Genomic DNA, 14,267 nt, shown 5'->3' on the forward strand with positions numbered 1-14,267 from the left:
TTCTTGAGAAACTGCTACGTGTCTTGATATAATTATCCTATTATTACTTAGCTATCCATACAAGTCAACCTTTAAAATAAAAAGCTATAAACGCATCAATAAATCTAGCGTTTATAGCTTTTTATCAGTAAAGATAACTCAAATCACTCCCAACCGTTGGATAAAGCATAATCATCTTATTGATCTTCTCAGATGATAATTTTTGATTGATCATTAGAGTAAATAGATTGATCAATTGATCCGCTTCATTTCCCAACACAGTCGCTCCTACCAATTGACCAGTCGCTTTTTCAGTAACAATCTTAGCTTTGGCTAAAGGTTCATTGAAATGTTTATATGTAAACCATTGAGATAAATCGAATGCCTGAACTTTATATTTTTCATTCTCCAATGTCTCTTTATTCGTTAAGCCAACTTGAGCTAGTTTCGGTGAGTTAAAAAGGATCGTTGGCAACACAGGGTATTTGATCTTCTCTTGCGATCGTCCGGTAAGAAGTTGGGCGAGATACCTGCCTTCAAAACTAGAAACTGGTGTTAATTTCGGTTGTTTTTTTTGTAAGCAATCTCCTAATGCATAAATGTTTTCTATGGTTGTTTGCAAATATTCATTAACACTAATTCCTTTAGGAGTATAGCCCACACCTATTTTTTCCAAATTCATCCCTTCAACATTGGGTATTCTCCCCGTTGCGCAAAAGACACGGTCGACTGACAATATTGATTGGCTTGTCAAAGTAATATTGATTTGATCGCTTGGCTTAGTAAGTAGCTCAGCAGATTCATTGAAATGCATATGAACCCCACGACTTTTTAAATGATCGAGCAACTCTTTAGTCAATTCCTCATCAAACTCTTTTAAGGGTCGTTCATTATGATGAATCAAATGCACTTCACTGCCACAACTATTTGCAATATTCGCCAATTCAAGTGAAATATATCCACCGCCAACAAAAGCGATTTTTTTAGGTAACTTCTTCATACTCAAGAAATCAGTACTCGTACCAAAATGTTCTTTTCCCGGAATATCTACTATAGCTGAACGTTGGCCCGTTGCTAAGATAAACTTGTCCGCCTGATACTCATGATTACCAACTGTAATCGTGTGACTATCTTTAAATATTGCGTTCCCAGTGATTGTTTGAATCCCCATACTGGTTAGCCCCTCTTTTTGTTCCACTGGTACTTTTTGAGTAAAGGTCTCTTTGAAAGTCATCAAATCTGACCAGTTAATTTTAGGGACTGTATTAAATCCCTTTTTTTCTAATTGAAGTAGAATATCTCTAGCTTCAACAGCTCCATATAAAATCTTTTTGGGGTCACAGCCTCTATTAGGACAAGTGCCTCCCCACAAGTCGGCTTCTACTACAGCAACACTTTTTCCTGCCTCTTTCAAATCGTAAGCAGCGGCCATCCCCCCTGGTCCACTGCCGATAATGATGATCTCAAATCGTTTCATGTGCATATCCTCCTTATAATAAAAGCATAATGGGCTCTTTCTGCTCTGACTGAAGACTTGGATAGAAGCTTAGTTCCGAAGGCGTTTCTTTTTTCCCACCGTTTATTCGATTTTCAGGTGGCTAGGATACGCCCGTAGATTCATATTTATACCCCAGTGGTGCTGGCCCGCGAAGTAGATACCTATCTGTTTAATCACACACCGATCAAGCATGATTCTAGATCTTACAATACAAATTCATTATAGCAAGTGATGAGAAAAATACCTACGATTGAATCTTTTAAAATAAAGAAGTTAAAATGATATTTAGAATAAATCTCGCAACTGAAAATCATGGTTTTCATGAATACAATCATCCCTTTTCTCTGAAACAAGCTATAAAATTCAAGTTTTTCAACAACCTCTAATTTTTATAGGCTCATTAAACAGGAAAATCAAAAAAAAATCGAATGATTTTTATAAATAAAAATACATATAAATAAAATAATTACCAAAGTTACAGATTAGATAGAACTATTTTTTTCAAAATTTGTCATTGTGACCTGTTTTTTTTAAATTTACTCGTTTTTTTATTTCATATTTTTTTCAAAAAAAGTTGACCGCTTTACTTCCCATTAAAATTCCTCTTGGAGAGTGCTATAACAGTGTGATATACTAATAATGCTTTGTTTTACAGTATTTCTCTCGTGAATTTTTTATGAAAGGAGTGAACCTATTTTGGAAAAAGAATACTCAAGACGTAAACAACAACGACCTTCGTCGTCATCAAAATCATCGATCGTACTTGTTATTTTATTGTTATTGATAAATACGCTTGCTTTGGGCATGTTACTGTTTTTAAACTTCCAAGCAAACTCTAAACAAGAAGAACGATTGAGTACTATAGAAAAACATGTCAGCCAAATTGACAAAGCGCAAGGAACAAACACACAACCTTCATCCGTTGCTAAAACAGAGCACAATGTACCTGTAAAAGAAAACTCTACTCAAGTAAGCACAGCGCAAGAGCCTGAGTCAATCACTGAAAATTCTGTTCAGCCTAATCAAACAACGCCTTCATCACAGGCTGTTGAGCAACAAACCGAACCTTCGGCAGAACCTGTAGTGACTCCTGCAGCCACTACTTATACAGTACAATCTGGAGACACACTTTCAGGTATTGCCGAAAAAAATAAACTTTCGCTTCAAGAATTAATGACTAAAAACAATTTGACTGATTCAACTGTTTATATCGGTCAAGTATTATCATTAAAGTAATTAACTATTCAGCCCTTACATACAGTTATCCAAACAATCACGTGTGTTATTTATAAAAGGAAAACTGGGGCGTTCCTTTACTAAAAAATAAATCCGGCTAATCGTTTTTAACGATCAGCCGGATTTATTTCTTTCATTTTACACACTTTTTCACCCTGTCCATGGCAACATTAAAATTAAATACATGAGTGGTTGATTCTGTACTTTAAGTTCTTCGGCACATTTATTTTATATTGAGACTGGATATACTTGACAATCAACCCAATAATTTCCTCAGCTCCCTCATTCATCACAGGACACTCTTTATAGGTAGGGAAACCGCCGCCACCACTAGCACGATAATCACTCAAAGCAATTGTAAAGGTATCCGAATTTTTAACTTCTTCATTGTTGTATTTTAATGCTACTAAACGTTTTCCAATTGGCCGGCAAAGGTCGATCGTATAGTCCACACCGACAAAAAAATCAAAATGATAATGCTCAATTTTAGGATACAAATAACTTGGCGAAATGATCACATCGTTTTGATCATTCAAGGTAAAATAATCTGTATTTTTCTCAATCACTTGTCTTAATTGCTCTCCGGTAATCTTCATTGTAATCAATTGATTCGTATAAGGATACGTCGCAATTACATCCCGCATCGTCACATTTTCATGAAATCCAGGAGAGGTATTGGCTAAAGATACAACAGTGAGTTGGGCTTGACTTGCTTGTAGTTGAACAGCTCCAATTAGCTCTACAACGGGGCTGCCGTATAAGGCCATTTGTAATTTATCTTCAGCTAATGCTGGTTTATCCAATTGACCAATTGCTTGATCTAACCAATTTTGTACATTCAATTCCAACGATTGCAACTGATTAATTAAGTCTGGCTCTGCTTTTTGACTAGGTTTACCAATCGTTGACATTATTTCTATCTTGTTTTGCGTTTTTTCAATAGTAATATCAAAGTAACTCATACCATTGGCAGATGGTTGAACAATATAGGTGCCATGTAGTAATTGGCCTTCAATCAATAAATGCTGATGACCTGTCAATAAAAGATCAAAATCAAGTTCCTTACAGATTTTATAGCCAATGTTTTCATTTGTTTTCGACAACACAGCTCCCGACTTCACATCTTTTTCAAAACCACCATGATAGATACAAATCGTCACATCCACCTGGGGTTTCAGTTCATCTAAGGCACGTTTCACCGCTTCAAAAGGATTTGCGACTATAATATCTTGAATGTTTTCATCTTTTTCCCAAACATTGATGTAGTCAGTGACCGCGCCGACAATTCCGACTTTCAATCCATTTGCTAATGTTTTGATTGTAAAAGGAAACTTCCTCTCTTGGGTTTTGGCATCTAATATATTTTCACAAACACAGGTAGCCTTTAGTGATTCTAAATACTGATGTAAGTACCCTGTGCCATAATTAACATCATGGTTGCCTAATGTCACAAAGTCATACCCCGCTTCATTTAATACGGTCGCTTGAGGAAAGCCTTCTTCTGGATTTGCTTGACAATAGGTTGCCATTGCGGAACCTTGAAGCATATCTCCCCCATCAATAATCAATGTATTTTCATCTTTGTGAAAATTAGGGACGCATTTTAGTAACCCCATCGCTTTTTCTTCTGTATCTGCATAATTCGTTGGAAACAAATAGCCATGCACGTCAGATGTATAATAGATTTTTATACGTTGTTTCATCTTGTTTCACCTCATCTGTCATTTAGTCACAAGCAATCAGAATAGTTGTTCACTTTAGAAATATATTCATCAAAAACATTATAGATAAAGTTACTTTCTAAACGATAACTTGGTAAAAACTCTGTATTCGTAGTAACACGATAATCTGCTTGATTTGGGATCAGTTCTGCATTTTCTAATTTTACACCATCAATTGTATGCGTTCGTAATACTTTGCGTACCTCTTCTTTTGACATATGATATGTGGAAAGCGTATAAGGTGGTCTAAAACTAGCTAAAAAATCGCCAATCGTTGTTCCTTTCAACTCAATTGCGTAATAATGTTCAGGCACTTTCTTTGCCAAATACTGATTAAATTGACTTAAGTCTAATGGCTTTTGCAACCAGTTTTCATACTCAGCTTTACTATATAGCTGATAGCTAGTAATCGGATATTCCTTAGTACTGATCAATTGCGCTTTTTTGTCGATCACTTTATTATCTTGAACAGAAAACGTAAATTGTCCGATATAATTTCCTCGATAGCCAGGTTGTACAAAAAGTGTATTTTTTAAACTTCCTTGATTCACTCGATGCTGATGTCCACAAATCAGTCCATCAATACCTGTAATTTCATTAAGGATGCGATAGGTTTGATCTTCACCTGTGTCATATTGAGTAGGGCTTCCACTAACCATATCTCGCTCAATGCCGCCGTGATAGCTCACAATCAAGATATCTACTTTCTCACGAACAATAGGCACCCAGTGTTTTAAGGTATCAAGCACACGAATAAATTTCACCTCTTTGATTCGATCGTAATCGGTAATTTGAGGCATTGCGCTAGTGATAACACCGATGATCCCCACTTTAAGAGCACCACGTTCAATAATTGTATACGGATCAAAAATAAGTTCATCTTTTAAATCCAAAACATTTGCACAAAGGTATTTGCCATTAAAAGCATCCACCTGACGTTTCAAAAAATCGATCCCATAATCAAAATCATGATTACCTGGAACCATCACATCAAATTCAAGCTGATTTGCCAACTCAACCAACGGAGAAATGGCAGTCGTTGTATTAAAAAAAGTAGTCAAAGGACTACCTACTAAAAAATCCCCATTGTCAATTAAAATCGGTTCATGGTACTGTTCTGCAATCGCAGGAAGAGAGCAAATACCGCTTTCTTCCTGTGCAGAAGCTGTTAAAAAACCATGAATGTCTGTCGTACTTAATAGTGTTAATTCATTCATTTTTTTATCCTCACGAACTACTGTAATTTTTTACGCAGATATCCAGTCACGGCATCAATTAAGAATACCGTAATAATAATACCAACTAAAATAATACCGACTTTATCCCACGCTCTTGATTGAATCGCAAAAATCATTGGTGCGCCGATTCCGCCTGCTCCAACTAATCCAAGCGTAGCCGCACTACGAACCGCGATTTCAAAATGATTTAAAGCCAACGATAAAAATGTCGGAATCAATTGGGGTAATCGAGCATAAAACATCGTTTGCCAAAAATTAGCGCCCACAGCATTCATTGATTCAACCGGCGCTTCGTCCATCGATTCAATTTCTTCTGTATATAATTTACCCAGCATACCAATCTGATGAACACCAATCGCCAAGACTCCGGCAAAGGGACCTGGACCAACCATTTTTACAAAAATAATGGCATAAACAAGTTCTGGAAATGCTCTTAACACATTACAAATGAACTTCCCGATTTTTGAAACAATCGTATTTGATTTCCATAAATTATGCGCACTGATAAAGGTAAGCGGCAAAGCCAAGACTGTTGCAATAACCGTTCCTAAAAAAGCAATGCCAATCGTTAAAAGAAGTAAACTCAGTAAATCTTCCCCACTGCCGTCATACACATATCCCCAGTCAGGTTGAAACAAACCTGAAAGAACCGATTTAACCATCGCAAAGGACATATTCCCAGCTTCTGAATAATCAATACCAGCGGCTGAATAAAGAATGATTGCTACAACAACGATTATTGGTACATAGCTTTTTATTTTTCTATTTATGCTCATTATACCAACCTCTTTCTGATAATTTCACTAATCCAGTCGATTGTAATGACAACAACTAAAATAGACAAAATAATGATTGATACACGATCATAGCGCATCAAACTCAATGAAGAATTCAAAATCACACCAATTCCTCCAGCTCCAACATAACCTAAAATCGTAGATGCACGAATATTAACTTCAAAGGCATATAATGAATAACTAGCAATTTGATGGGTGATTTGAGGGGCAATAGACCAAAAGGCAATCTGTGTTTTTGTTGCGCCAACTGATTCTGCTGCTTCGATTGGTCCATGATCAATCGTTTCAATCGCTTCATATACAAGTTGTGAAACCATTCCAAATGTAAAAACAGCGATCGTTAAGACACCCGTAAATTCACCAATTCCAAACATCGCCACAAATAACGCTGCCAACAATAAATTAGGAATCGTTCGAACAATACTCATCAAAAAACGAATGATTGTTGTTACAAAAAAGTTTCTCGTAACGACCGTTGTTGCTAAAAAGGCAAATGGTACAGCGAACACTACACCTAATGTTGTTCCTACCACTGACATTTTTATCGTCTTTAACATCGGTTCAATAATTTTTGGAATATAACTCCAATCCGGGCTAAGAAATCGTTGTAAAAAAAGCCCCATCTGATCCAAATTATTAAAAACATCTGCCATCTGGGCTCCTGTAACACGAGCACTAGAAAACACACAAATAAGAACTAGCACGACAATAAATAAATGCTTATATAAATCCCGATGAATCGTATCTTTTAACTTCATTCGCTGATACCTTCAGTTTGTTTCAAAATATCCGCACCATAAATACTTGTTAACACTTCATCTGTTGCTTCTTCTGCCGTTCCATCAAATACGACTTCTCCATCACGTAGTCCAATGATTCGGCTAGAAAACTCACGGGCTAACTCCACTGAATGAAGATTAATGACAACGGTATGGTTTAAGTCTTGATTGATTTTTTTCAAATCTTTCATGATTTTTTGGGTGGTTATAGGATCTAATGAAGCTACAGGCTCATCAGCTAAAATAATCGAAGCTTGTTGTACTAAAGTTCGTGCAATAGATACACGTTGTTGTTGGCCGCCACTTAGTTCGTCACTTCTTGAATGTAACTTATCGGCTAAACCAACACGTCCTAAAGCATCACTAACTAAGGCATAATCTTCTTTTGAAAACAATCCAACTATACTTTTAAAGGTTGAATAATAGCCTAATCTACCCGAGATAACATTTTTTTGAACTGAACTTTTTTTCACTAAATTAAAGTGTTGAAAAATCATGCCGATATTTCTGCGAATTTTACGTAACTCTTTTTTCTTTGCTTTAGTGATCGAAGCACCATCAATAATAATGTTTCCTTCGCTGATATCATTCAGACGATTAATCGAGCGTAATAAGGTACTTTTCCCCGCACCACTGAGTCCAATCACAGAAACAAACTCACCGTCATTGATTGTTAAATTAATATTTTTAAGACCTTTGACCCCATTTTTATAGGTTTTCGTTACATTTTCAAACTGAATCATGATTTCTCCTTTTGAATAAAAAATAGAAAAAGGTCGAGATAAACGTATTTAGCTCCGAGAAACAAGTCCGTATTGTACACCATTGACTTGTACCTTATTGTGTTTTCCAGCAATAAGAAGGAGCTATTTATATCTCGCCGTTTATTTAATTTTAGAGGATAAAGCAAAACTGTTCGTTCGTTTTGCCTCATCCTCTAAATGTCACTCATTCATGTAGCAAAGCTTTATTCTGCTGCTTTTTCTGTATATTCTTCAACTGTATCGTAATTTTTATCATCTGCTTCTACATAACCTTTGTGTCCCCACATCGCCATTGCTTCTGAACCTTCTTTATCTTTAGGCATTGCCAAAAATACATCTTTAACTTTTGTTTGCAACTCTTTGTCCATTTTTGGTTGAACAGCAATTGCATCATTGGGAATATCACCTTTTGTTAAATAAAGAACTTTCAAATCTTTGAATAAATCATCTTTTTCAAATTTTGAAGCAAATACATTCCGCGCACCCTCAAAAACAAAACAAGCGTCTTGTTGACCATTTAAAACAGCAGTAATTTCACTTGGGATATCATTAACCGTTGTTAATGTCACATCTTTCGTTGGATCAATCCCCGCTTCTTTCATTTCAACAACAGGATAAATGTAGCCACTCGCTGAATTTGGACTTAAACTAGCAATTTTCTTCCCTTTTAAATCCTTTAAAGAATTGATTCCACTATCTGCTCTAACTAAAACTTCACCTTTAAATGTGCTAGATAACTTATCCGCTTCTGCTTTACCTGTTTCTCTATTGTACGCACCTAATTCAGAAGATAAAATGGCGGTTGCTGCTTTTTGATTACGTGCTTGAACATAGGCGGATGGCGGCATGATGCCGATATCTACTTTGCCAGAAGCCATTGCTTCAACAATCGTCGAATAGTCTGTTGCCAAAGTAACATTAACTTCACGGCCTAATTTTTCTGTTAAATATTTTGCGAAAGGTTTCGCTTTTGCTTCCATTGAGCCATCGTTGTTGGTTGGTACAAATTGTAATTCTAGTGGTTTCTTCTCATCGGTCGCTTTTTTATCACTACTTGACCCACATCCAGTAAGTAGTCCTACGCTTAATCCAATAACTGACAGCAATCCTAACAATTTCGTTCTCTTTTTCACTCTTTCCATCCCTTCGCATCTTTGGCTTTGCTAAAGCAGCTAGCTATTTCTCTGCCCCAGTCATCCCCATTGTATTTTAGTGGTGTAAATTTATCATAATAATGAAGTAAACATTGTGTAAATTTTCTTGAAATCCACTTCACTATTATTTACATTGAATAACCACATCAATGTTCGGCTTTTACAGTATTTTTCACTAAAAAATAAAATGACCAAACTAAAATTAGTATAGCATAAATTCAAGTTTTTTCTAGACTCGTTTTCATTTTTTTCTTATTTAATTATTGCTATTCTCTTTATTTAAAGGTATTTAAAACCTTTATTCACTGCGTTTTCTATTGTTCGTTACTAATTGTTATTGACTGATTACATTAAATTCTTGTTATCCTTTAATTCACGAACAATCCAACAAAAGAGCTGATCATACTGAAATTCTCTTTTTTAAATTCGTTATTTTCACCCCAGCACTACAATAGCTTTTATAATAAGGATTTATTTCTAAATTAAACCTCGAATTTTCATTAACAAAACCATTCTTTTTTTACACTCAGTATACTATGGAATGATTTTATTCCTTTGAGATGATAAAAAGAACCCCAGACAAGCGAAAATAATGTTGTCTGGGATTTTTGTTGAAATTAGGTAACAGTTATTTTTTTCAACTGTCATATCACTCGTAAAACTACAGGTTAGCCGCTCTTTTCAGCCGCTTAATTATATTTTGATACTGGATACATTTCATCTGCTAATTGTTCGATCCCTTCTAAGGATTGATACCCATAACCAAACATATAATTATAATCAACAGCATAGACTTGCTTATTTTTGATTGCTTTCATACTAGATAATTTTTGATTATTTAATACAGCATCAATCATTTTTTCACCAGAAATACCATTCTTATATGTCTTCCAGTCCGCAACAATTAAAACATCTGGATCTGTTTCAATTAATTTTTCTACACTCACCTCTCCTTTTTCTTCCTTGAATACATTATCTAATTTCACCATTTCAAAGATATCATTGAAAAATGTTTCGTTGCGGGCAGGGTAAACATATACCTCTGCTGGGTCTGTCGTATGAAGATACGCAAAGGTTTGATTGTTTTTGATTTTAGCTACTTTTTTATGAACCGCTGCTTGTCTTTCTTTCAATTCTGATTTAAATGCCTCTGCTTTATCCGCTACATTGAATACTTTGCCTAAATTATCGATATCCGTATAGACTGAATCAAATGTACCGCCAGTTACAGATGAGTTTAACACAAATGTCTTAATGCCCATCTCGTTTAATGTATCAACGGTTCCAACACCCCAGTCCTGATTATCAAACAACCCTCCACGACCATAGATAAGATCAGGATCAACACTCAACGCCATCTCTTTACCAATATAGTCCGGCGATAAATGGTTTAATTCTTTAAAATCCTTTTCAACCGTTTTATCTGGTGCACCAAAAACAGCCCCTACACCAACTATTTTATCTTTCAAGCCTAAATGCAACAACAATTCTGCAGCTGGTTGTGTATTGGCTAAAACTCTTTTAGGTATTTGGTCAAACGTTTGTTCTTTCTTCTGCCAAGTTTCTGCACCTTCTGCTTTAGAAAAGTTCTGAACAGTCACAGGATAGCCTTCTGATTGATTTTTCTCAGCAGTCTGTTGAGTTTTTTGACCGCAACTTGTCAATAGAAGTAAGCTTAGTAAACTAATCGTAAATACTTTTTTCATTTTTTTCATCCTTTTCATTTCAATCTAGCGAATAGGAAAATCCTAAACGACCAGTTACTGGATTTTGATAAACGATGCATTTAACGCCATAGATCTCTTCAATTAATTCTCCTGTAAATAGCTCCTCCGGCTTTCCTTCCGCAATGATTTTCCCGGCTTTCATCGCAAAAATATAATCACAATAATCGGCCGCCAGTTCTAGATCATGAAGTGCAGCTAAAACACCAATCCCTAATTTTTTCACACATCGCAATATTTCCAATTGATAACGAATGTCCAAATGATTGGTTGGTTCATCTAAAATCATGTAACTAGGTTGTTGGGCAATCGTCCGTGCTAATATCACTCGTTGTTTCTCACCACCAGATAGTGATAAAAAACTGCGATCCGCATAACTAGTCAAATTGGTCTTAACTAACGCATCCATCACAATCTCTAGATCCTTTTGCGTATCAGACTCTAACAATTTTTTATGTGGTGTCCGTCCAAGCAAAACCATTTGAAAAACACTCAAATCAAAATTCAATTCATTAAATTGATTCACCACGCCTAATTTTTGTGCAACCTTCTTTTCCGATGTAGACAACAAGTCTAAATCATCTAAAAATACATGTCCTGCTTGAGGTTTGATTCCTTTATAAATACCTTTAAGCATGGTTGATTTTCCACAACCGTTGGCACCAACAATCCCCACAAACTGCTGTTTTTCTGTTTGAAAAGAGATACTTTTAACAATCGACTCTTGACCGATACTAATGTCTAAATCTTTTACACTTAATTTCATTGTTGACCTCCGAAATTATACCCTTTTTTAACAATAATATAGATAAATAACGGCGCTCCAATAGCTGATGTGATAATCCCTATCGGCAGTTCCACACTTGAAATCAGTGTTCTAGACAAAACATCCGCCCAAATCATAAAAAGCGATCCCGATAAAGCAACTAAAGGCAACAATCGTCTATGATCGGAACCAACCAATCCACGAACGATATGAGGAACAATCAATCCTACAAATCCAATCATTCCTGAATAAGCCACAATCACACCAGTCAAAAGAGCCGCGAACAGTAGATATAGCTGACGATATTTACTCAAAGGAATCCCTAAAGTAATTGCAGCTTCATCTCCTAACAACATCACATTTAAAATACGATATTGAAATAAAAAAAATCCAGTAATCACGACAACAATTATCCCTAACACCCCTAGCTTGTTCCAACTAGCTGAAGCCAAACTCCCCATTGCCCAAAACGTCACTGTTTTCATCCCCTCTGCATTATTTGCGAGGTACACAATGAAGCTAGATAACGAACTAAACAACGCACCAATCACAGAGCCTGATAACACTAGTTTGACTGATGTCATCCGCCCGCCAATCCCAGACAAAATCAATACGCCAAAAGCCGCTGCCATTGCACCGATAAATGCACCAAAAGCCAACCCCAATTGAGAAAAAATCGTTGCTGAGCCAAAACCAACTAAAATAGCAAAAGTTGCGCCTAATGAAGCACCAGAAGAAATCCCTAAGATATATGGATCAGCGAGTGGATTTTGAACAACAGCTTGCATCACAGCACCTGTTATTGCCAGACCCATTCCAACCAAAACAGCTAGTATTACTCGAGGTGTTCGGACAAACCAAATAATATTTACTGAAGAATTACTGACAAGCCCATCTAGGGAGCCGAGTTTTCCGCCAGATATTTTGTTTAACATTATCTGAGCTATATCTTCTATTGAAATATTTGCTTGTCCGTTGATTAAGGAATAAACGATTGAAAAAAGAATAAGTAGCACCAGTACGAATAGAATTAATGGGTAATACTGCATTATTTTAGTTCTACTATTTTTTTCCTTACCCAACCGCACAAACATACACTCCTGCATCTTGTTAAACTTAAGAGATTTCATCAGACTCACTCATTCCTTTTAATTTCTCTGATAAGTGAGCGCTCCAATGAGTTACTGGCTTTCTATAACTTGTCGGTAATTTTATAGGTTCATCTATCCTATTCACACTAAGTAAACCAATAATTTGTCGGTCAGCAACTACGCCTATTTCTTGTTTAAATGCCTCGTCAAAAATCACTGGAATCGTCCGCCAAGTAACACCAATCTGCTTTGACCACGCAACCAGTTGAAAATTTTGAATAAATGCTGAAACAGCTCCAATAGCTTCCAAATTTTTTTTGGGGCTTTCGTTAATTGGCGCTGTAACAATCAACGTCAGTGGAACATTAAGAAAATAGTCTTGCGTTTTTTTCCGAGCGCTCCCTTGATTTTGCTGATCATAACGCGCCCAACTATTCAATCGATCATAACTCTCCATTATCTTCTCAACAAATAGCTGACGGTCTTGTAATGTTTTGACTATGATAACTTCCCAAGGCTCATTCTTTGAGTGATAGGGTGCATAACTAGCGCTTTCCAGCAGTTCATTTATAATATCTATAGAGATTTCTTGATCCGATAATGTGCGTATCGTTCGACGCTCTCTAATTGTTTGTTGGATTGATTCTCTATCCATCGTTATCTCCTATCCCTCTGTGATTAATTTATTATTAATATAATGATACACTTTAACTGAAAATGAAAATCATTCTCAATTAGAATTTAAGAGTACCATTTCATCCTTTTTTTTGCAAGTGGATTTCAGCTCTCAAAAAAAAAGAAAGGAACACTTCCATACAAAAAAAGTATTCAGCACCTTAAAATTCAGTGTTGAATACTTTTCAAAGCTTTTCCTCGCTCTATTTAATATGACGCAATTGAAAATATGAGGTCATTTCGCCAATCCCCATGAAAATCAGAATGCCTCCAAATAATTGAAATAAAACTAATAGGCTGCTGAAAGGATTAAAGGTTAAAACCAAGCCAGCAAGAACTAAAACTACGCTATAAATCAGCATTGGTAGCCAATTAACAGTTGCGTAGCTACGCAAATTGATTGATTGAATGCCACGAGTAACACCAACCACCACAATGACTAAACCTAGAAAAATTGGCAAGATACTAACAATCCCCTTAGCAAAAACTAAGACGATCCCTGCCATTACGATTAATAAAATTCCTCCAAGAAAACTCATCCCATATGTTCCAGTCACTTTTTTTACTTTAAAGCCATCATACAGATTTAAAATCCCCATAATTGCAATGTAAGCAGATATAAAATAGACTGCTAATTGAAAAACACTTCTCGGATTAATCAAAATTAAAAAACCAAAAATAATATAAACAATTCCCCGCAAAAGTGCATATTTTCTTAATTGCTCCATAACATTATTCACGAATTATCCCCTCCATTATCTCTCGTTATTTATACTTACATTGTATAGAATTTCTTTGAATAAGACGAATAATATGGATTATTGAGGGTTATTTTTATGAATCTT

13 protein-coding genes are annotated in these 14,267 nt (G+C 35.8%); 1 reads left to right on the forward strand and 12 read right to left on the reverse strand.

All coding sequences use genetic code 11. The annotated features are described in order from the left end of the window. Positions 1-124: 124 nt before the first annotated feature. Positions 125-1,456, reverse strand: a complete 1,332-nt coding sequence (locus tag A5880_RS05180) for a dihydrolipoyl dehydrogenase family protein (RefSeq protein WP_086331267.1) — start codon at positions 1,454-1,456, stop codon at positions 125-127. Between the two features lie 717 nt (positions 1,457-2,173). Between A5880_RS05180 and A5880_RS05185 the strand changes: the two genes are divergently transcribed. Next, positions 2,174-2,713: a LysM peptidoglycan-binding domain-containing protein gene (locus A5880_RS05185; protein WP_086331266.1), complete on the forward strand. Its 540-nt coding sequence runs from the start codon at positions 2,174-2,176 to the stop codon at positions 2,711-2,713. Positions 2,714-2,889: 176 nt separating this feature from the next. Here A5880_RS05185 and A5880_RS05190 read toward each other — a convergent pair whose 3' ends face one another. From A5880_RS05190 to A5880_RS05240, 11 genes are all read right to left on the reverse strand, one after another. Continuing rightward, entirely contained in the window at positions 2,890-4,416 is a 1,527-nt protein-coding gene (locus A5880_RS05190) for a bifunctional metallophosphatase/5'-nucleotidase (protein ID WP_086331265.1), read from the reverse strand. A gap of 26 nt (positions 4,417-4,442) precedes the next feature. Further along, positions 4,443-5,651, reverse strand: coding sequence for a metallophosphoesterase (locus A5880_RS05195; RefSeq protein ID WP_086331264.1), 1,209 nt, complete (start codon positions 5,649-5,651; stop codon positions 4,443-4,445). A 17-nt stretch (positions 5,652-5,668) separates the two neighbouring features. Continuing rightward, a complete protein-coding gene (phnE, locus tag A5880_RS05200) occupies positions 5,669-6,448 on the reverse strand; it encodes a phosphonate ABC transporter, permease protein PhnE (protein ID WP_086331263.1) in 780 nt (259 codons plus the stop codon). Further along, positions 6,448-7,227: a phosphonate ABC transporter, permease protein PhnE gene (phnE, locus tag A5880_RS05205; protein ID WP_086331262.1), complete on the reverse strand. Its 780-nt coding sequence runs from the start codon at positions 7,225-7,227 to the stop codon at positions 6,448-6,450. The genes phnE (A5880_RS05200) and phnE (A5880_RS05205) overlap by 1 nt, the downstream gene beginning before the upstream one ends. Continuing rightward, positions 7,224-7,991, reverse strand: a complete 768-nt coding sequence (phnC, locus tag A5880_RS05210; RefSeq protein WP_086331261.1) for a phosphonate ABC transporter ATP-binding protein — start codon at positions 7,989-7,991, stop codon at positions 7,224-7,226. The genes phnE (A5880_RS05205) and phnC overlap by 4 nt, the downstream gene beginning before the upstream one ends. 224 nt (positions 7,992-8,215) lie before the next feature. Beyond that, positions 8,216-9,145: a phosphate/phosphite/phosphonate ABC transporter substrate-binding protein gene (locus A5880_RS05215; protein ID WP_419469604.1), complete on the reverse strand. Its 930-nt coding sequence runs from the start codon at positions 9,143-9,145 to the stop codon at positions 8,216-8,218. A gap of 710 nt (positions 9,146-9,855) precedes the next feature. Beyond that, positions 9,856-10,872 carry an ABC transporter substrate-binding protein gene (locus A5880_RS05220; protein ID WP_086331259.1) on the reverse strand — a complete coding sequence of 339 codons (1,017 nt, stop codon included), beginning with the start codon at positions 10,870-10,872 and terminating at the stop codon, positions 9,856-9,858. A gap of 19 nt (positions 10,873-10,891) precedes the next feature. Next, a complete protein-coding gene (locus tag A5880_RS05225) occupies positions 10,892-11,656 on the reverse strand; it encodes an ABC transporter ATP-binding protein (RefSeq protein WP_086331258.1) in 765 nt (254 codons plus the stop codon). Beyond that, positions 11,653-12,744 (reverse strand): FecCD family ABC transporter permease, encoded by a 1,092-nt coding sequence (locus A5880_RS05230; RefSeq protein WP_419469605.1) that lies wholly within the window; start codon positions 12,742-12,744, stop codon positions 11,653-11,655. Before A5880_RS05230 ends, A5880_RS05225 begins: the two co-directional genes overlap by 4 nt. 28 nt (positions 12,745-12,772) lie before the next feature. Continuing rightward, the gene (locus A5880_RS05235; RefSeq protein WP_086331256.1) at positions 12,773-13,402 is read right to left on the reverse strand and encodes a nitroreductase family protein; all 630 of its coding nucleotides are present in this window, start codon (positions 13,400-13,402) and stop codon (positions 12,773-12,775) included. 223 nt (positions 13,403-13,625) lie between these two features. Beyond that, complete coding sequence (locus tag A5880_RS05240) at positions 13,626-14,162, reverse strand: HdeD family acid-resistance protein (RefSeq protein ID WP_086331255.1); 537 nt, start codon at positions 14,160-14,162, stop codon at positions 13,626-13,628. Between the last annotated feature and the right edge of the window lie 105 nt (positions 14,163-14,267).

Source organism: Enterococcus sp. 4G2_DIV0659, from assembly GCF_002140715.2.
In the GTDB taxonomy this organism is placed as follows: domain Bacteria; phylum Bacillota; class Bacilli; order Lactobacillales; family Enterococcaceae; genus Enterococcus_L; species Enterococcus_L mansonii.